We start from the raw sequence: 18896 nt of genomic DNA on the forward strand, positions 1-18896 counted from the left end.
AGGACACCATGATCAAGCACAGCTCCCTGCTCCCCGAAAACGCCGCCTCGCGCACCACCATCGGCGCCGGCGATTACTACATCGGCATCGTCAAGGCCGGCCAGACCCTGCGCCTGCTGGATCTGGAAGGCAATCAGGCCGCCGACACCCTGTTCTTCAGCGCCGCCAACCCGGTCGAGCGCTACAGCGCCACCGACACCATTCGCGAACAGGGCAACGTCTACCTGACCGCCGGCTCGGTGATTCGCTCGAACGAAAACAACCCGATGCTGGAAATCGTCGCCGACACCTGCGGCCGTCACGACACCCTCGGCGGCGCCTGCGCCAGCGAAAGCAACACCGTGCGCTACGACCTGGAAAAGCGCTGCATGCACTCGTGCCGCGACAGCTGGATGCTGGCGGTGGCGGAAAACCCGCAATACGGCATCAGCAAGCGCGACATCACCCACAACATCAACTTCTTCATGAACGTGCCGGTGACCGCCGAGGGCGGCCTGACCTTTGAAGACGGCATTTCCGGCGCCGGCAAGTACGTTGAGCTGACCGCGCTGATGGATGTGGTGATCCTGATATCCAACTGCCCGCAGCTGAACAACCCGTGCAACGGTTACAACCCGACGCCAGTTGAGTTGCTGGTCTGGAACTGAGGGAGCCGCAGAGAAGCTACCTGCGGTCCCCGTAAAACGTGACACAACATCTTCAGTGGACGACCACTGTCGTAAGAAGCAGCCTGGGACGGCCCGGCAAAGGCTAGCGACATGTTCAACAAGGTTCTGATCGCCAACCGTGGCGCCATCGCCACCCGTATCATCCGTACCCTGCGCACCCTCGGTGTCGGCTCCGTTGCCGTTTACGCCGAGTGCGACGCCGACAGCCTGCACGTGCGGCTGGCCGACGAGGCCTACAGCCTCGGCGACGGCGCCGCCGCCGACACCTACCTGCAGGTCGACAAGCTGCTGGCCATCGCCGCCGAAACCGGCGCCCAGGCCATCCACCCCGGTTACGGATTCCTCAGCGAGAACGCCAACTTCGTGCGCCGCTGCGAGGCCGCCGGTGTCGCCTTTATCGGCCCGACGCCCGAACAGATGCTGGCCTTCGGACTCAAGCACCACGCCCGTGAGCTGGCCGAGCAGGCCAATGTGCCGCTGCTGCCAGGCACCGATCTGTTGACCGATCTGGCTGCCGCCAAGGCAGAAGCCGCGCGTATCGGCTATCCGGTCATGCTCAAGAGCACCGCCGGTGGCGGCGGTATCGGCATGCAGCTGTGCCACAGCGAAGACGAGCTGTCCGGCGCCTTCGACAGCGTCAAGCGCCTTGGCGCCAGCAACTTTGCCGACGATGGCGTGTTCCTGGAAAAATTCATCGCCCGCGCCCGGCATATCGAGGTGCAGGTGTTTGCCGACGGCAAGGGCAGCGCGCTGGCACTCGGTGAGCGTGACTGCTCCAGCCAGCGCCGCAATCAGAAAGTGGTTGAAGAATGCCCGGCACCGAATCTGAGCGACGCGGTGCGCAGCGAGCTGCACGCCACCGCTGAAAAGCTGCTGTCCAGTGTCAGCTACCGCAACGCCGGCACCGTCGAGTTCATCTACGACGCCGACAGCCATCAGTTCTACTTCCTTGAAGTAAACACCCGCCTGCAGGTTGAGCACGGCGTCACCGAAGAGGTGTTCGGCGTTGATCTGGTCGAGTGGATGGTGCGTCTGGCCGCTGGCGAAGAGCTGGAGCTGAACGCCCGCCGCGCCAGCCTTGCGCCCAAGGGCCATTCCATTCAGGTACGCCTGTACGCCGAAGACCCGTTCCGCGACTTCCAGCCCTGCGCGGGCCTGCTGAGCGAAGTGGCCTTCCCCTCCGGCGACGGCATCCGCATCGACCACTGGATCGAATCCGGGCTGGAAGTGCCGCCCTACTTCGACCCGATGCTGGCCAAGGTTATCGTCCATGCCGAAGACCGCGCCGCCGCGCTGACCAAACTGCAGAGCACGCTGGACGCGACCCGCCTGTACGGCAGTGAAACCAACCTCGACTACCTGCGCGCGCTGACCCGCGACCCGGCGCTGCTGGCTGGCGAAGTCACCACCCGCTACCTCAACAGCTTCCGCTTCCAGCCGGCGCGCATCGACGTGCTGGCCGGCGGCACCCAGACCACCATTCAGGACTTTCCGGGCCGCACCGGCAGCTGGGATGTCGGCGTACCGCCGTCCGGCCCGTTCGACAGCTATGCCTTCCGTCTCGGCAACCGCCTGCTGGACAACCCGGCCGATGCCGCCGGGCTGGAAATCACCCTGCAGGGCCCGACCCTGCGCTTTGCCAGCGCCAGCCAGATCGTGCTGAGTGGCGCGGAAATCGACGCCAAACTGGACGAGCAACCTATTGCCGCCTGGCAGGTCATCGACGTTGCTGCCGGTCAAACCCTGACCCTTGGCCGCATCAAGGAAGCCGGTGCCCGCGCCTATCTGGCGGTACTTGGTGGCCTGCAATGCCCGGACTACCTCGGCTCCAAGTCCACCTTCACCCTCGGTCAGTTTGGCGGCCACAACGGCCGCGCGCTGCGCACCGGCGATGTGCTGCACCTGAGCGCGTCGGCCAGCCCGGTCGCGTCTGCTGAGGTGCCGAGCGAGCTGCGCCCGGCGATCAGCAACCAGTGGGAGCTGCGGGTGATCTACGGCCCGCACGGCGCGCCGGATTTCTTTACCGGCAAGGATATCGACAGCTTCTTCGCCACCGACTGGGAGATTCACTACAACTCCAGCCGCACCGGCGTGCGCCTGATCGGCCCGAAACCGGAGTGGGCGCGCAAGGACGGCGGTGAAGCCGGTCTGCACCCGTCCAACATTCACGACAACGCCTACGCCTTCGGCACCGTCGACTTCACCGGTGACATGCCAGTGATCCTCGGCCCGGACGGCCCGTCGCTCGGTGGCTTCGTCTGCCCCGCGACCGTGATTACCGCCGACCTGTGGAAGCTCGGCCAACTGCGCGCCGGCGACACCCTGCGCTTTGTACCGGTCAGCATCGAACAGGCGGTTGCGCTGGAGGCGGCGCAGATTGAGCAGATCGACGCCCTCGCCGCCAAGCCGGTTGAGTGGGTGCCAGTACCGGTCGACAGCCCGATCCTCAAGCGCCTGCCCGCCGAGCAGTTCGGTGACGAGATCGTCTACCGCGCCGCCGGCGACCAGTTCCTGCTGGTCGAATACGGCGAGCAGATGCTGGATATCCGCCTGCGCTTTCGCGCCCACGCGCTGATGCAATGGCTGCAGCAGAACCCGGTGGCCGGCCTGCGTGAGCTGACGCCGGGGATCCGCTCGCTGCAGGTGCATTTCGACAGCCAGCAATTGAGCCATGACGCCCTTCTGGGTCATCTGCTCAAGGCCGAGCAGGCACTGTCGGAAAGACTCAACGAGTTGGCGGTGCCCTCGCGCATCGTGCACATCCCGCTGTCGTGGGATGACGAGGCCTGCCAGCTGGCGATAGAAAAATACACCCAGTCGGTGCGCAAGAACGCGCCCTGGTGCCCGAGCAACCTGGAGTTCATCCGCCGCATCAACGGCCTGGACAGCATCGACGACGTCAAGAAGGTGCTGTTCGAGGCGTCGTATCTGGTCATGGGCCTGGGCGACGTCTACCTCGGCGCGCCGGTAGCCACACCGACCGACCCGCGCCACCGTCTGGTGACCACCAAGTACAACCCGGCGCGCACCTGGACCGCCGAGAACTCGGTCGGCATTGGTGGCTCCTACCTCTGCGTCTACGGCATGGAAGGGCCCGGCGGCTATCAGTTCGTCGGTCGTACCCTGCAGATGTGGAACCGCTATCGCCAGACCCGCGAGTTCAGCAAGCCGTGGCTGCTGCGCTTCTTTGACCAGATCCGCTTTTATGAAGTCAGCCACGAGGAGCTGCAGCAGATTCGTCGCGACTTCCCTCAGGGTCGCTATCCGCTGCGCATCGAGGAAAGTCAGTTCAGTCTGGCCGAGCACGAAGCCTTTATCGCCGATAACGCCGACGACATCGACGCCTTCAAGCAGCAGCGCAACGCGGCGTTCGCCGAAGAACTGCGCCAGTGGCACGCCAATGGTCAGTTCAACTTCGAGAGCGAAGAGCTGGAAAGCAGCGACGAAGATGTCAACTGGCCCGAGGACAGCGTGGGCGTAGACAGCCCGGTTTCCGGCAGTCTGTGGCAGGCCGAGGTCAAGGTGGGCGACACGGTCAAGGCCGGCCAGACCCTGCTGATTCTGGAGTCCATGAAAATGGAAATCCCGCTGCAGGCGCCCTGTGCTGGCGTGGTTACCCACGTGCTGCAGCAGCCCGGTGGCCGCGTGCAGGCGGGTCAGCCGCTGGTAGTGCTGCGCGATGAGGCGGTTGATAGCGCCGCCTAAAAAAGATGCTTTCTGGTGCTTAATAAGCATCAGAAAGCATCATGTCGTATCAAGTTACAAACTCCCCAAGCGTGGTATCAGCCGAGGTGCTGGTGCCCATCATGGCTGGCGGTTACCTGCTGATCGCTATCGTAGTGCTGGGCCTGAACTTCACCGAGATTCCCGCCACCCTGAAGCTGATCGTAGAAAGCGCCTTCGGCATTGGCCCTGCCGTCGGCGGCGGTATCGGCGCGGCCATCCTGATGGGCGTCAAACGCGGCCTGTTCTCCAACGAAGCGGGTCTCGGCAGCGCGCCCAACGTGGCTGCTGTTGCGTACGTGCCGCACCCGGCCAACCAGGGCGTGGTGCAATCGTTCTCGGTCTTCATCGACACCATTATCCTGTGCACCTGTACCGCGCTGATCATTCTGATGGGCACCGCCTATGATCCGAGTCTGGCCGACTCCAGCCAGGGCGTGGCCCTGACCCAGGCGTCGCTAGCCACTCACATCGGTGAATGGGGCCGCGTGTTCGTCAGTATCGCCATGCTGCTGTTCGGCTTCAGCACCGTGCTCTACAACTACTACCTGGGCGAAAACAGCGTCAGCTATCTGACCACCGGCCGCAGCAACGAATTCGTGATGAACGGCTTCCGCGTGGTGGTGATCTGCCTGTGCTGTCTGGGCGCGATCATGGATCTGGGCACGGTGTTCGGCTTTGCCGACCTGACCATGGGCCTGTTGGCGCTGGTCAACCTGATTGCCCTGGCGCTGCTGTTCAAGACCGGCAAGCGCGTGCTCGGCGACTACGACCGCCAGCTCAAGAGCGGCAACAAGGTGCCCACCTTCCAGGCTGAAGAGTTTGCCGACCTGAAGCTGGACGCCGAGTCCTGGCCGGTCGCTGACAACAGCCGCAAACAACCCTGACACCACCTGAGAGCGCCGGGTTTCCGGCGCTCCGTTTCCCTGCGGAAGCACACCCCCATGAACACCCGCTCAGAATACGATCTGCTCGGTTATCTCGATGTACCCGCTGATGCCTGGTACGGCATCCAGACCCAACGCGCCGCCAACAACTTCGCCATTACCGGCGTGCCGATTGCCCACTTTCCAGAGCTGATCCGCGCACTGGCCATGGTCAAACAGGCAGCAGCACTGACCAATCACGACTTCGGGCTGCTCAATACCACCAAGACCGAGGCGATTGTCTCGGCCTGCGAAGACATCGCCGCCGGTCAATATCTGGACCAGTTCATCGTTGATGTTATTCAAGGTGGCGCTGGCACCTCAACCAACATGAACGCCAACGAGGTGATCGCCAACGTTGCACTGGCCAAGCTGGGTCACGCACGCGGCGAGTACGCGCATCTACACCCCAACGACGACGTCAACCGCTCGCAGTCGACCAACGACGCCTACCCGACCGCTGCCTGCCTCGGCATTCAGTTTGCCGCTGACAACTTCGTTCCGGCGCTGGCCTCACTGAAAGCCGCACTGGAAGACAAGGGCCGTGAATTTGCCCACATCCTGAAGATGGGCCGCACCCAGCTGCAGGACGCGGTGCCGATGACCCTAGGCCAGGAATTCGACGCCTTTGCGGTAAACCTGGGTGAAGACCTCGACCGCATCCGCGAAGCCTGTGCCCTGCTCTGTGAGGTCAACCTCGGCGGCACCGCTATCGGCACCGGGATCAACACCCCCGACGGGTATTCCGCCAAGGTCGTCGCACGACTGGCCGAGGTGTCGGGCAAGCCGCTGGTACCGGCCTGCAACCTGGTCGAAGCCACGTCCGACATGGGCGCCTTTGTGTTCTTCTCCGGCATCCTCAAGCGCCTGGCGATCAAGCTGAGCAAGATGAGCAACGACCTGCGCCTGCTCTCTAGCGGCCCGCGCACCGGTCTAGGCGAGATCCAACTGCCGCCGATGCAGCCGGGCTCCTCGATCATGCCGGGCAAGGTCAACCCGGTAATTCCCGAAGCAGTGAACCAGACGGCCTATCAGGTGATCGCTGCCGATCTGGCGGTGACATTGGCCGCCGAGGCCGGTCAGCTGCAGCTCAACGCCATGGAGCCGATGATCATCTACAACCTGCTCAATGCGCTGAAGATGCTCAAGCAAGCCTGCGAGATGCTGGAGCATCGCTGCATTCGTGGCATCATCGCCAACGAACAGGCGTGCGCCGCCCATGTCGACAACAGCATCGGTATCATTACCGCACTGGTGCCGCATATCGGCTACAGCAACGCCTCCCGTATTGCCCACACGGCGCTGATGACCGGCAGCACGGTCAAGGCGCTGATCATCGAGGAAAACCTGATGAGCGAGTCAGAACTCAACCGCCTGCTGAGTCCGCAATCCATGCTGGCGCCGCAGAAGGCCGTCTCATGACCGCAGAGGTTCTGATCCTGCATACCGGCGGCACCATCGGCATGGTGCCCGGCCCGCACGGGCTGGCGCCCGCCGCCGGTTTGCAGCAGCGGATCGAGCAGCAACTGGGCAGCAGTCTTGCGCTGCTGCCCAGCTTCGACCTGCTGGAGCTCGACCCGCTAATCGACAGCGCGGACCTGACACCCGGCCACTGGCAGCAGCTGGCGGCCCTGCTGGCCGAGCACTGGGACGACTACCGCGGCTTTATCATCCTGCACGGCACCGACACCATGGCCTACAGCGCTGCAGCGCTGTCGTTCATACTCGGAGCCAGCGAGCGCAACGTGCTGTTCACTGGTGCGCAGGTACCGCTTGGCCTACCGCGCAGTGACGCCGTGGCGCACCTGCAAGCCGCCCTGCAACTGGCCGCCGGGCCGCGTATCCCAAATGTCAGTCTGGTGTTCAATAACCGTTTGCTCAACGGCAGCCGTCTGCGCAAGGTCAGCAGCCAGCAGTTTCCGGCCTTCGACACGCCAAACGCCGCGCCGCTGGCTGACCTCAACATCCGTCCGCTGCTTCACCGCGAACGGCTGCTTGGTGAGCATGTTGCCAGCCGCCATCCGCGCGACGCTGCCGCGCTGACCTTCCAGGCAGGCGCCGTTGCCATGCTCTGCCTGCACCCGTCCATGCCCACAGCGCTATACGACGCGCTGCTGGCCGACAACGCCTGCAAGGCGGTGGTGCTACAGAGTTTTGGCGCCGGCAACATCCCGAGCCGTGACGCGGCGTTCAATGCCTTCATCAAACGCGCCGCCGCTCGCGACAAAGTCGTGGTCAACGTCACCCAGTGTTTGCAGGGCGGCATCAGCCCCGGCGCCTACGCCGCCAGCGCCGGCCTGCAGGAACAGGGCGTATTGAGCGGCGGAGACATGACGCCGGAAGCCGCGTTCTGCAAGCTGCATTGGTTGCTGGCGGGCGGGCGTGACGCGGCGGCAGTCCGCCGCGACTGGCCACTCAACCTGAGCGACGAAGGCACGATCTAAAACCGCGCCCGGAAATGCCACTCGCCCGGGCCGATATCATTGCGGATCGCCGCGCGGATATCTGCATCCAACGCGGGATCATCGCAGGCATACAGCCCGCACAGCGCCAGCACCCGCTGGCGATCCACCTCGCGGCCCAGATACTCGTAGAGCACCCGGGTGCAACAGGGCACCCGCTCGCCGCTGCCGGACACACCGATGCGCAGCCCAGTCAGGCGATCTACCCGGTTACGAAACGACGGGTAGAGCACCGTCTGGGTCATTTCGAAGTTGGTCAGGGTTTCATAGTCGGCAAGAAAGATACGATCCGACAGAAACTGCACCATGCCACGGTACACGCCGTGAAACGGCTTGCTGCCCGGTCGCTCGCGGATACGCTCGGTGCGCTGGTAATAGGCCTTGCCGTCGCGCTCTTCCAGGCACACCAGCGTGCGCAGAATGCTGCCGGGATAGGCCATCGACAGGTAGTACTCAAAGTAGTACCCCAGGTACTTGTCGAGCCCGCTCTGGCCGACCCGGTTTAGCCGCTCAAGGTAATCCTGCTCAAGCGAGGCCGGCTGCACCGATGCCAAAGCCGGTCGCTCGCCCGGTTGCGGGCGCACCTGAATCAGTCGCTGAAACTGCCCGTGGGGTAGCAGCATTTCGTGCACCTCGACGCCGAAGAAATCACACAGCCGCCGCATGGTGCTGTCGGAGGGGCGATTGACGCCGTTGAGATAGCGATTGAACTGCGGGCGATTAATCCCCAGCCGGCGGCACACCTCGGCAGTGGACTTGTAGTAGCTGCACAGCAACCGCAGGTTGTCGCCAAAATCGTCGTGCATAGGGCCTTTTCTCGCTTGAGGGTCTGCTGCCGACACATCCCCCCTGTTTACGGGCTGCCCGGTACCCAGGCACCTGGCTAGCCTACCGGAACAAGTACATGGAAAGGGAGTGGAGCATGATCAATCAACAATGGAATTACCTTAAACTGCCGGGCGCCCTGCTTGGCGCGGCCCTGTTGAGCGCCTGCCTTAGCGGCGGCGGTGGAGGCGGCGGCAGTAACGGTGGTGGCGCGCCCGCCGGCACCAGCGTGAGCGGCACAGCCGCCACTGGTGCGGCCATTGCCGGCGGTACCATCACGGCTGTCTGCGCAGACGGCTCGGGCTTTACCGATACCGTGACCACCGGCACCGACGGCAGTTGGCGCGGCGAGATCAGCAACGCACAGGTGCTGCCCTGCGCCCTGCGCATCAACGGCGGCACGCCGAACGTGACGCTCTACAGCCTGGCCACCGCCAGCGGCAACGTGAACATCACCCCGCTCACCGACCTGGCACTGGCGCTGCAGGTCAACGACCTGTCGGGGCAGAGCCTGACAGACTGGTTCAGCGCACCCGGCGATGGCAGTGCCGACCTGGCCACCCTGGGCGCTCAGCTTGGCGCCGCCGCCGACGCCCTGCGCAACCTGCTGGAAGCGGCCGGCTATACGCTGCCCGCCAGCTGGGGCACCGGCTCCACCGCGCCGTTTAGCGCAGCCTTCACACCGGACCCAAACAGCGACCCCTACGACCAACTGCTTGAAGCCCTGGCCCAGGCGATCAACGGCACCCCCAGCCTGGCCGATTACGACGCCCTGGTCAGCTCACTGCTCGGCGGTGCCAGCTTGCCGGCTGCGCCCGGCTCGCAAAACGGCGGCGGCAGCGTTCCAGCGACCCTGAACAGCGCGCTGGTCGGCAGCTTGGATCTGGTCTTCAAGCAAGGCAGCGGTGCCGGCTGCGGCAGCGTCTGCGCCTTCAGCGAAGATCAGGCCGTCAGCGTGGTGCTGGGCGCCGACAACAGCCTGACCATCAACGGCAAGACCCTGACCAACCCCATCAACCGGATTCTCGGCGACAGCCCGCATCTGCCGGAAATCATCTGGCAGGACGGCAACATCGACTATGCCCTGAGCGACAACGAGGTGGGGCATTTCAACGAAATCAACGTCGGTGATCTGAGCAATACCAGCGGCCCGTTCAATACCCCGGCCTTCCTCGGCCAGTTGCGCGTCAAGCAACCGGTGAACCCCGCCGCCACCGCAGTTGGCGCGCTGGCCGGCACCTACACGCCGACCTTCGTCAACCGTAGCGCCCGTTTTGAAGACACTGCACTGACGCTGGGCGATCAGGCGCAGGTGCTGGTGCAGAACAACGGCGTCGTCAGCATCGAAGATTTCACCTTTGACCCGAGCGACCCGACCTTCAATTTCTGGAACGGCAGCACCTCGCCCTACCAGAACACACCGGTCTACCAGCTCACCGTCAAGCCCAGCGAGGATGTGACCCATACCCTGACCATCACGCTGGACCAGCAGCGCACCAGCCCGGTCGCCTGGCGCATTGCAATCACTACGCGCATCGGCTCCGGCGCCTACAGCAACAGCTACATGGATCTGGAAGAGCGCCCGCTGGCACCGGAAATCACCACCCTGTTCCAGACCCTGCAGGCGCGCAGCCCGATCACCCTGACCGGTTTTGTCGACAGCACACTGCAGTCAGGCTTTACCCTGTGCGAGGAGGTTGATCTGCTCATCGAGGGTGACGGCAGCATCGCCGATCCGTGGCGTTATGACCTCAACCCCAAGGGCGTCACCACCCCCGGCATCAGCAACGGCCAGAAAGGTACCGAAACCTTCAGCTTGCGCAACGCCTACTACGCAACTGAAAGCAACGGTGAGCGCGCGGCCATGGAGCGTTTGCAGATCCTGCTGCGCGATGACGGCGAGGTTGAGCTGCAACAGTTCAACGGCGGCATCATCCGCGATCAGGCCAGTACCGACCCGACGCAGATTGCCACCGCCAACTGCGAGGCCTTCCAGTAAGGCCGAGGGCTTGGCGCCGTTTCGTTCACCCGCTTGACGAAACGACACCAGGCCCCACGCCGGCGGGTCCATCCCGCCGGCTTTTCCCTTTGTCATCCCCCGGTTGATCGGCGACAATATGCAGCCAATTTTCTTGCCGGGCCGCAGCGCGCTTAAGCGTGCCACCATCGCGCCCCGCCAACTGCCCAGTAGCCGACATGTCCAACGCCATCGAAAAAGAAGTCGCCAAGCGGCGCACCTTCGCCATCATCTCCCACCCGGATGCGGGTAAGACCACCATCACCGAACGCCTGCTGCTGATGGGGCAGGCGATCAGCGTTGCCGGCACGGTTAAGTCACGCAAATCCGACCGCCACGCCACCTCCGACTGGATGGCGATGGAAAAGGAGCGGGGCATTTCGGTGACCACCTCGGTGATGCAGTTCCCCTATCGCGACGCCATGGTCAACCTGCTCGACACCCCCGGTCACGAAGACTTCTCGGAAGATACCTACCGCACCCTGACCGCGGTGGACTCGGCGCTGATGGTGCTCGACGGCGGTAAGGGTGTCGAGCCGCGTACCATTGCGCTGATGGACGTCTGCCGCCTGCGCGACACGCCCATCGTCAGCTTCGTCAACAAACTCGACCGCGACATCCGCGACCCGATTGAGCTGCTCGACGAGATTGAGGCGGTGCTGAACATCAAAGCCGCGCCGATCACCTGGCCGATCGGCTGCTACCGCGACTTCAAGGGCGTCTACCACCTGGCCGAAGACAAGATCATCGTCTACGTCCCGGGCCACGGCCACGAGCGCACCGAGCAGCAAATCATCAACGGCCTGGACTCGGACGAAGCCCGCGCGCACCTGGGCGATCTGTACGACAACTTCGTCGAAGAGCTGGAGCTGGTGCAGGGCGCCTGCCATGAGTTTGATCAGGACGCCTTTATCAAGGGCGAGATGACGCCGGTGTTCTTCGGTACCGCACTGGGTAACTTCGGTGTAGATCAGGTGCTGGACGCCATCGTTGACTGGGCACCGCGCCCGCAGCCACGCGCCAGCCACGAGCGCGACGTGCAGCCGACCGAAGCACCCTTCACCGGTTTTGTGTTCAAGATTCAGGCGAACATGGACCCGAAACACCGCGACCGCATCGCTTTTGTGCGTATCTGCTCCGGCCGCTACGAGAAGGGTATGAAGCTGCACCACGTGCGCACCGGCAAGGAAGTGCGCATCGCCGACGCCCTGACCTTCTTCGCCGCAGAACGTGAGCACCTGGAAGAGGCCTGGGCGGGCGACATCATCGGCCTGCACAACCACGGCACCATCCAGATCGGTGACACCTTTACCGAAGGCGAGAAGATCGGTTTTACCGGTATCCCGCACTTTGCCCCGGAACTGTTCCGCCGCGTACGTCTGAAAGACCCGCTGAAATCCAAGCAGCTGCGTCAGGGCCTGCAGGAGCTGGCCGAGGAAGGTGCGACCCAGGTGTTCTTCCCCGAGCGCAACAACGACATCATCCTCGGCGCCGTGGGTGTGCTGCAGTTTGACGTGGTGGCCGAGCGTCTGAGGCAGGAATACAAGGTCGAGTGCATCTACGAGCCGGTCAACGTCTGGTCCGCCCGCTGGGTCGAATCCAGTGATCGCAAGAAACTGGACGAGTTCAGCAACAAGGCCACCGACAACCTCGCCGTAGACGGCGGCGGCCACCTCACCTACCTGGCCCCAACGCGCGTCAACCTGAGCCTGACCGAAGAGCGTTGGCCGGAGATCAACTTCCGCGCCACGCGAGAGCATCACTGAGCGGCGTTGCCGCTCGGCTGGAGGCTGGAGGCTGGAGGCTGGAGGCTGGAGGCTGGAGGCTGGAGGCTGGAAAGCATAACGCCATACGCAAACGGCTAGCGTAATGGCATTGACCACCTCAAGCCAAAGCAGCGACTACGCTCAAAAAACCAGCAACTAACGACTGGCTAGACCTTTCAGCCCTCCAGCCTTCAGCTTCCCGCCGCGTCCGGCCCAGCCGGACGCCTGCTTGCCTATCAAGGCAAGCAGGCGTAGCGTCCCCCCATGCCCTACATCGACACCCACACCCACCTCGACTTTGCCGCCTTTGACCCTGATCGCGATCAGGTGTTGAGCGATTGCGCGCGGCTGGGGGTCGAGCGGTTGGTGGTGCTGGGTGTGTGCCGCAGCAACTGGCAGGCGGTTTGGCAACTGTGCCAGCAGCACACCAGCCTGTACGCCGCCTTTGGCCTGCACCCGATGTTCATGGCCGAGCACGCCGCTGAGCACGTGGCCGCGTTGCAACAGTGCCTGGCCGAGCGGCTGGGGGACGCGCGCTGCTGCGCGGTGGGGGAGTTCGGGCTGGACTACTGGGACAAAAGCGCGGACCGGGCGGCGCAGCAACGGCTATTTGAAGCCCAATTACAGCTGGCGGTGGACTATCAACTGCCCAGCTTGCTGCATGTGCGCAAGGCGCATGCTGAGGTAATCGCCACGCTCAAGCGCTATCGCCCGGCGCGCGGCGGCATTATCCATGCCTTCAGCGGCAGCCCGGAACAAGCCCGCGAATACCACAAGCTGGGGTTCAGACTCGGGCTTGGCGGTGCCGCCACCTGGCCGCAGGCCACACGCCTGCGCAAAACCGTTAGCCAGCTGCCGGCCGAACAGATAGTGCTGGAGACCGACAGCCCCGACATGGCTCCAGCGTTCCACGCCCATCAGCGCAACAGCCCTGCGCTGCTGCCGCAAATTGCCGCCGAGCTGGCCGCGCTGCGCGGCGAGCCGCTGAGCACCTTCAGCGCCCGTTGCTGGCAGAACAGCTGCGAGCTATTTCAGTGGTCTGCCGCCTGATTTGCTAAAGTCGCCTTTCCGATGCGCGATAAGGGAGTTACCCCATGCCCTACGGCATAGCTCTGTTTCTAGTCTGGCTGGTCCTGCTACTGCGCTTTCCACGCGTGATGCTGCCGGTGAGCGGCGTGATCGCAGCCGTCGGCTTGCTGCTCGGCGTCATCATGGGCGTGCTGCAATGGCAGCAAAACCAGCGCGTCGAACAGCTGGGCTTCAGTCTGCAGTATCAGCCGGCAGACTGCCCCTTCGGCAAGCCGCTGGCGGTAGTGGTGCGCAACCATGGCGAGCAAACCGCGCGCAATATCACTTGGCAGCTCTGGGCCTATCAGCAAGGTTACAACTCGAATCTGCTGGATGTGGGCAGCAGCGGCCAACGCTTTAGCCTGCCAGGCGAGTTACCGGCCGGCGCACAAAGCCGCGTCTGCTACAGTATCCCGCGCCTGCGCAGCGGCTACAGTGAGGCCGAACTGCAGTACCGCACCGATACCGTGCGTGCCGACTTTAAACAACAATAAGGAACCCGCCCCATGACTCAACCCGTTGCGCTGATTACCGGCTGCTCATCCGGCATCGGCCAGGCCCTTGCGCTGGCCTGCCTGGACGCCGGTTATCAGGTATTCGCTGCCGCCCGCCGTCTGGAGAGTCTGGCGCCGCTAACCGCCAAGGGGGCGCTGGCAGTCGAGTTGGATGTCAACGACGACACGCAACGCCTGCGCTGCGCCGAGCAGATTCGCCAGCAGGCCGGCCGCCTCGACCTGCTGGTCAATAACGCCGGCTACGGCGCCATGGGGCCGGTACTGGACGCCGACCGCGATACCCTCCTGCGCCAATTCGACACCAACGTATTCGCGCCGCTGCAACTGGTCCGTGCCTGCGCCGAGCTGCTGCGCGACAGCAAAGGGTTGATCGTCAATATCGGTAGCGTCTCCGGCGTAACCACGACGCCCTTCTCGGGTGTGTATTGCGCCTCCAAGGCGGCGTTGCACGCGCTATCCGATGCCCTGCGCATGGAGCTGCACCCGTTCGGCATTCAGGTACTGAATGTGTTGCCGGGCGCCATTGCCTCCGATTTTGGCAACAACGCCACTGCCGCCATCACCATGGCAGAAACGTCCTGGTTCAAACCCTGGGAAAAGGCCGTGCAGGCGCGCGCCAAGGCCTCACAGAACGCCCGCTCAACCAGCGCGACAGACTTTGCCGCCGAGCTGCTGGGTTACATCCGCAACCCGGTGCGCCCTGAGAATGCGCTGATTGGCTCGGGCGCCCGCAGCATGGTGCGCCTGAGACGCTGGCTGCCCACCTCGATCCTGGAAAAACGCCTGCGCAAGCGCTTCAAGCTGGAATAGCCAGGCGCTGTTGCCGTTTCGTTCGCCGCCTGGCGCTGATCACGTCCCTAACCATAGAGAATCTGCTCGGCCTGCCGGTCTGCCACCTCGGCCGGTGACAGGCCTTCGGCGCGGCTCTGCGCAAAGATTGAGTCGAGCCGCTCGCCAATCCCCTTGACCCGCCCGGCGATGTCACCTGCGCTGACGCCAGCATGGGTTAGCGCCACATGCAGCAAGCCGCCTGCGTTGATCACGTAGTCCGGCGCATAGAGGATATCGCGGGCCATCAGCTGCTCGCCCAGTTCTGCCTCCACCAGCTGATTGTTGGCGGCACCGGCCACCACGGCGCAACGCAGTTGCCCGATGCTGCGCTGATTGATAGCGCCGCCCAGCCCGCAGGGAGCAAACAGGTCGCAGGGCGTTTCATAGACCGCCTCCAGCGCCAGCGGCTGAGCACCCAGCTCTTGTTCTGCCAGCCGCACCTTGCCGTGATCCAGGTCCGCCACCAGCAGCTCGGCGCCCTCTGCCTGCAGCAGCTCCGCCAGCGCGTAGCCCACGTTACCCAGCCCCTGCAGGGTGACCCGCACCCCGGACAGCGAATCAGTCGCCAAGCGGGCACGGGCGGCGGCGCGAATGCCGGCCAACACACCAAGGGCGGTATGCGGTGACGGGTCACCGGCGTGGGTGGTACTGGTGACATGCGCGGTCTGCTGGGCAATACAGTCCATGTCGGCACTGCTGGTGCCGCTGTCCATCGCCGTGATGTAACCGCCCCGCAACGACTCGATAAAACGTCCGAAGGCTTCAAACAACGCTGCCCGATCGGCAACATGGGGATGGCGCAAAATCACCGCCTTGCCGCCACCCTGCGCAAGCCCGGCTAGCGCCGCCTTGTAGCTCATACCCCGGGCCAGACGCATGGCATCTGCCAGCGCGTCGTCCAGGGTGTTGTAAGCGAGATAACGGCAACCGCCCAGCGCCGGGCCGAGCTTTGTGTTGTGAATGGCGACCACCGCTTCCAGTCCGGTTGCAGGGTCACTGAACAAGTGCAACGCTTCCATTCGCTCTGACCGCATGGCTGCAAACATGTATGCTCTCCCACTTTTTCGAGTGTCTGAAATAACCATACACACTTATCCCCCTCGCTGCCTGTGCCGCTTTGGCAAACTTAGCGTCCGCCTGAATTGGAGAGTTGAACATGCGTTGGTTACTGCCGTTTTTCACCGTAATGCTGATGGTTGTGGTCAGCACCCCCGATGCCGAGGCTCGTCGCATGGGCGGCGGCAAGAGCTTTGGCAGTTCGCCAACCCACCAGAGCCAGCCGGCGCAGCGCCAGCAAGCCCCGCGGGATCAGCAAGCAGCCCCCCGCCAGCAGCAACCCGGCGCGGCCGCCAACTCCGGCGCCCGTCGCTGGCTTGGCCCATTGGCGGGTATCGCCGCTGGCGGCCTGCTGGCGGCCATGCTGTTTGGTGACGGCTTTGAAGGGATCCAGCTGTTCGACATCCTGCTGCTGGGCCTGATTGCCTTTGTCCTGTTCAAGCTGTTCGCCCGTCGCCCGCAGCCGCAGCTACAGTCAGCCGGCGGCCCAGCGGGCATGCAGCGCGAAGCCTCAGGAATGTTCACGCCCGCCTCCGCCGCGCCGCGTGCGCAGTCGGCACCGCAATACGAGGCACCGGCCTGGTTTGACGCAGAGGTTTTCCTGCGTGGCGCGAAGGAGCACTTCTACACCTTGCAACGCCACTGGCGCGACAACGATATCGCCGGCATGAGCGAATACATGACGCCCGAGCTGGTACGTCAGCTGCAGCAGGAGCGCGCGCACCAGCCGCCGACCGCCAACGGCTTTGTCGACCACCTAGAAGCACGCCTGGACGGCATTAGCCAGCGCGACGGCCACACCCTGGTCACCGTCAGCTTCAGCGGCCTGGACCGCGACAGCGCCGAAGACGCCGGCCAGTGGTTTGATGAAAGCTGGGCACTGGAACGCGCCGACGGCGACAACCAGCCTTGGGTTATTGTGGGGATACGGCAGAACGCCTAAGCGCGCCGCAGGCGCGCTTAGGCTGAAGGCTGAAGGCTGAAGGCTGAAGGCTGAAGGCTGAAGGCTGAAGAGTGTGGTCTTTATCCTGCGCAGTCAGACCTTGGCGCATTAAAAAACCACTCACCCCGATAACCGGCTTCCAGCCTTAAGCCTCCAGCTTCCAGCTGTGCGCCGCCTCAGCGGCGCACTGGCCTCTTCTGCAGTTTGCGCTGCAGCGTCCGTCGGTGCATACCCAAGGCGCGGGCGGTGGCGGAGATGTTGCCTTCGTGCTCGGCGAGCACCCGTTGGATGTGTTCCCACTGCAGGCGGTCAACCGACATCGGGTGCTCGGGTACCAGTGATTCCGGGTCGGCCTGTTCCGACAGCAGCGCGGTCAGCACATCGTCAGCATCAGCCGGTTTGCACAGGTAATTGCAGGCACCACGCTTGATGGCTTCCACTGCTGTGGCAATGCTGGAGTAGCCGGTCAAGATAACGATGCGCAGGTCGGGGTAGAGCTCCAGCAAGCGCGGCATCAAGACCAGCCCCGAGTCCCCTTCCATCTTCAGGTCCAGCACGGCGTAGTCAGGGCGCTGGGCGCGAGCCACCTGCATGGCCTCCTCGGCGCCACCAGCGGTATCTACCTGCAGGCCGCGCCGGCTCAGTGCCCGCGCCATGACGCGGGTAAAGGTCGGGTCGTCATCCACCAGCAGCACGCGCGGCTGCTCTTCCTGGTTTAGCTCGTCAGTCATCAACTCTCTCCTGCCGCCACCGGCAACTGTACTTCGGTCAGGGTACCACCACCGTCCTGGTTGAACAGCCGCACACTGCCTCCCAGGCGCTCCACTGCCGCCTGACTGAGGAACAGCCCCAGCCCGAAACCCTTCTTGCCCTTGGTCGTCACAAAGGCGGTACCCAGCTGTTCGGCAATGTGCAGGGGTACACCGGGTCCATGATCACGAATGCGCAGGATCACCTGCTGGGCATCCCATTGCAGGCTGATCTGGATATTATCCGGGCAGGCGTCGGCAGCGTTGTTCAGCAGGTTAAGCACTGCCTGTCCCAACTCTGGCGTTGCGCGCATCACCGGCGCCGCCCCCTTCGGCAGTGGCAACCACTGCCAGGCAGCCTCTGGCCGCATCAGCTGCCAGCGCTCCAGCAAGGCCCGTAGCCACACATCAGCGGACTCGCTCCGCTCCGGTTGCAGGCGGCTACTTTCAGCGCTGCGCACCATATGCTGCAGGCTCTCCTTGCAGAGCCGGACCTGCTCCTGCAACACCGCCATGTCTTCTTGCAGCTGGGGGTCGGAATAGTCCTTGCTGATTTCCTTGAGCAGCACGCTCATGGTCGACAGCGGCGTAGACAGCTCGTGCGCAGCACCCGCAGCCACGCTGGCAATGCCGAGCAATTGCGCATCACGGGCGCTCTGCTCACGGCGCTGCGCAAGACGATCGGCATGCTGGCGCAAGGCGTCGGCCATGCGCACGACAAACAGGCTGATCAGTCCAGCACTCATGGCAAAGTTAAGCCACATGCCAATCACGTGCAGGTTGATCAGCCCGCCACCCAACGGAATCTCGAAGGCAGTCAACGGCTGATACCAGACCAGCAGTGCGCTGTAGGAGGTAACTGCCACCACTGCCAGCACGGCGGTGAAAAACCACGGCAAGGTAGCAGCCGCAATGGTCAGCGGCACCAGGTAATAGGACACAAAGGGGTTGGTCGGCCCGCCCGAGTAGTACAGCAGCACACTGTGAATCACCATATCGAACAACAACTGAATGGCATACTCCAGGCTGGTCACCGGCCAACCGGTACGCAAACGCAGCAGGGTCAAGATGCTGACCAGCGCCGAGACACTCAGGGCCGCGAGCAACGGCGTCCAGGGCAGCGGAAACCAGCCACTCAGATACGCTGCCAGTACCGAAACGCTTTGCGCCAGCAATACCAGCAGGCGGATCAACACCAGGCGCCAAAGGTTCTGGCTGGAGGGAGAGAGGGCCAGGGTGTTAACACTCATAAGGGTTCGGTGCGGCACGCGGGAAAAACTCCAGTATAGAGAGCCCGCAGCGCGGGCCGATGTGACACAGGGTCGCACAAAGCGTTAGATGGCGAAA

General features: G+C 63.8%; 14 protein-coding genes and 1 pseudogene. 11 read left to right on the forward strand and 4 right to left on the reverse strand.

The window, feature by feature from the left end:
- The first annotated feature begins 8 nt into the window (after positions 1-8).
- From HV822_RS05425 to HV822_RS05445, 5 genes and pseudogenes are all read left to right on the forward strand, one after another.
- The gene (locus tag HV822_RS05425; RefSeq protein ID WP_238872736.1) at positions 9-647 is read left to right on the forward strand and encodes an urea amidolyase associated protein UAAP2; all 639 of its coding nucleotides are present in this window, start codon (positions 9-11) and stop codon (positions 645-647) included.
- A 111-nt stretch (positions 648-758) separates the two neighbouring features.
- Positions 759-4373 carry an urea carboxylase gene (gene uca, locus HV822_RS05430; protein ID WP_238872737.1) on the forward strand — a complete coding sequence of 1205 codons (3615 nt, stop codon included), beginning with the start codon at positions 759-761 and terminating at the stop codon, positions 4371-4373.
- 80 nt (positions 4374-4453) lie between these two features.
- Positions 4454-5278: pseudogene (locus HV822_RS05435) on the forward strand (alanine:cation symporter family protein); the annotation flags it as partial.
- A 57-nt stretch (positions 5279-5335) separates the two neighbouring features.
- Positions 5336-6739 (forward strand): aspartate ammonia-lyase, encoded by a 1404-nt coding sequence (locus HV822_RS05440; protein ID WP_238872738.1) that lies wholly within the window; start codon positions 5336-5338, stop codon positions 6737-6739.
- Positions 6736-7761: an asparaginase gene (locus HV822_RS05445; protein WP_238872739.1), complete on the forward strand. Its 1026-nt coding sequence runs from the start codon at positions 6736-6738 to the stop codon at positions 7759-7761. The genes HV822_RS05440 and HV822_RS05445 overlap by 4 nt, the downstream gene beginning before the upstream one ends.
- Here HV822_RS05445 and HV822_RS05450 read toward each other — a convergent pair.
- Positions 7758-8585, reverse strand: coding sequence for a helix-turn-helix transcriptional regulator (locus HV822_RS05450; protein WP_238872740.1), 828 nt, complete (start codon positions 8583-8585; stop codon positions 7758-7760). The two genes, HV822_RS05445 and HV822_RS05450, sit on opposite strands and share 4 nt — an antisense overlap.
- 116 nt (positions 8586-8701) lie before the next feature.
- Between HV822_RS05450 and HV822_RS05455 the strand changes: the two genes are divergently transcribed.
- The 5 genes from HV822_RS05455 (at position 8702) to HV822_RS05475 (ending at position 14780) form a co-directional block, all read left to right on the forward strand.
- A complete protein-coding gene (locus tag HV822_RS05455) occupies positions 8702-10603 on the forward strand; it encodes a hypothetical protein (RefSeq protein ID WP_238872741.1) in 1902 nt (633 codons plus the stop codon).
- Between the two features lie 197 nt (positions 10604-10800).
- Positions 10801-12387: a peptide chain release factor 3 gene (locus HV822_RS05460; RefSeq protein ID WP_238872742.1), complete on the forward strand. Its 1587-nt coding sequence runs from the start codon at positions 10801-10803 to the stop codon at positions 12385-12387.
- A gap of 264 nt (positions 12388-12651) precedes the next feature.
- Positions 12652-13437 carry a TatD family hydrolase gene (locus HV822_RS05465; protein ID WP_238872743.1) on the forward strand — a complete coding sequence of 262 codons (786 nt, stop codon included), beginning with the start codon at positions 12652-12654 and terminating at the stop codon, positions 13435-13437.
- Between the two features lie 44 nt (positions 13438-13481).
- Positions 13482-13949 (forward strand): hypothetical protein, encoded by a 468-nt coding sequence (locus tag HV822_RS05470; protein WP_238872744.1) that lies wholly within the window; start codon positions 13482-13484, stop codon positions 13947-13949.
- Positions 13950-13961: 12 nt separating this feature from the next.
- A complete protein-coding gene (locus HV822_RS05475) occupies positions 13962-14780 on the forward strand; it encodes an SDR family oxidoreductase (protein ID WP_238872745.1) in 819 nt (272 codons plus the stop codon).
- A 47-nt stretch (positions 14781-14827) separates the two neighbouring features.
- Here the strand turns inward: HV822_RS05475 and HV822_RS05480 are convergent, their stop codons facing one another.
- Positions 14828-15847, reverse strand: coding sequence for a Leu/Phe/Val dehydrogenase (locus tag HV822_RS05480; RefSeq protein WP_238872746.1), 1020 nt, complete (start codon positions 15845-15847; stop codon positions 14828-14830).
- 110 nt (positions 15848-15957) lie between these two features.
- Between HV822_RS05480 and HV822_RS05485 the strand changes: the two genes are divergently transcribed.
- On the forward strand, positions 15958-16800 hold the full coding sequence (locus HV822_RS05485) for a Tim44 domain-containing protein (RefSeq protein WP_238872747.1): 843 nt from the start codon (positions 15958-15960) through the stop codon (positions 16798-16800).
- A gap of 176 nt (positions 16801-16976) precedes the next feature.
- Here HV822_RS05485 and HV822_RS05490 read toward each other — a convergent pair whose 3' ends face one another.
- The gene (locus tag HV822_RS05490; RefSeq protein ID WP_238872748.1) at positions 16977-17531 is read right to left on the reverse strand and encodes a response regulator transcription factor; all 555 of its coding nucleotides are present in this window, start codon (positions 17529-17531) and stop codon (positions 16977-16979) included.
- The gene (locus tag HV822_RS05495; RefSeq protein ID WP_238872749.1) at positions 17531-18799 is read right to left on the reverse strand and encodes an ATP-binding protein; all 1269 of its coding nucleotides are present in this window, start codon (positions 18797-18799) and stop codon (positions 17531-17533) included. The genes HV822_RS05490 and HV822_RS05495 overlap by 1 nt, the downstream gene beginning before the upstream one ends.
- Between the last annotated feature and the right edge of the window lie 97 nt (positions 18800-18896).

The sequence above is a fragment of the Halopseudomonas maritima genome (genome assembly GCF_021545785.1).
GTDB classification, from domain to species: Bacteria; Pseudomonadota; Gammaproteobacteria; order Pseudomonadales; family Pseudomonadaceae; genus Halopseudomonas; species Halopseudomonas maritima.

Excerpts from the sequence above, each read along its gene's own strand:
- HV822_RS05425 (WP_238872736.1), top strand. The coding sequence starts at position 9 with ATGATCAAGCACAGCTCCCTGCTCCCCGAAAACGCCGCCTCGCGCACC.
- uca (WP_238872737.1), top strand. The coding sequence starts at position 759 with ATGTTCAACAAGGTTCTGATCGCCAACCGTGGCGCCATCGCCACCCGT.
- HV822_RS05440 (WP_238872738.1), top strand. The coding sequence starts at position 5,336 with ATGAACACCCGCTCAGAATACGATCTGCTCGGTTATCTCGATGTACCC.
- HV822_RS05445 (WP_238872739.1), top strand. The coding sequence starts at position 6,736 with ATGACCGCAGAGGTTCTGATCCTGCATACCGGCGGCACCATCGGCATG.
- HV822_RS05450 (WP_238872740.1), bottom strand. The coding sequence starts at position 8,585 with ATGCACGACGATTTTGGCGACAACCTGCGGTTGCTGTGCAGCTACTAC.
- HV822_RS05455 (WP_238872741.1), top strand. The coding sequence starts at position 8,702 with ATGATCAATCAACAATGGAATTACCTTAAACTGCCGGGCGCCCTGCTT.
- HV822_RS05460 (WP_238872742.1), top strand. The coding sequence starts at position 10,801 with ATGTCCAACGCCATCGAAAAAGAAGTCGCCAAGCGGCGCACCTTCGCC.
- HV822_RS05465 (WP_238872743.1), top strand. The coding sequence starts at position 12,652 with ATGCCCTACATCGACACCCACACCCACCTCGACTTTGCCGCCTTTGAC.
- HV822_RS05470 (WP_238872744.1), top strand. The coding sequence starts at position 13,482 with ATGCCCTACGGCATAGCTCTGTTTCTAGTCTGGCTGGTCCTGCTACTG.
- HV822_RS05475 (WP_238872745.1), top strand. The coding sequence starts at position 13,962 with ATGACTCAACCCGTTGCGCTGATTACCGGCTGCTCATCCGGCATCGGC.
- HV822_RS05480 (WP_238872746.1), bottom strand. The coding sequence starts at position 15,847 with ATGTTTGCAGCCATGCGGTCAGAGCGAATGGAAGCGTTGCACTTGTTC.
- HV822_RS05485 (WP_238872747.1), top strand. The coding sequence starts at position 15,958 with ATGCGTTGGTTACTGCCGTTTTTCACCGTAATGCTGATGGTTGTGGTC.
- HV822_RS05490 (WP_238872748.1), bottom strand. The coding sequence starts at position 17,531 with ATGACTGACGAGCTAAACCAGGAAGAGCAGCCGCGCGTGCTGCTGGTG.
- HV822_RS05495 (WP_238872749.1), bottom strand. The coding sequence starts at position 18,799 with ATGAGTGTTAACACCCTGGCCCTCTCTCCCTCCAGCCAGAACCTTTGG.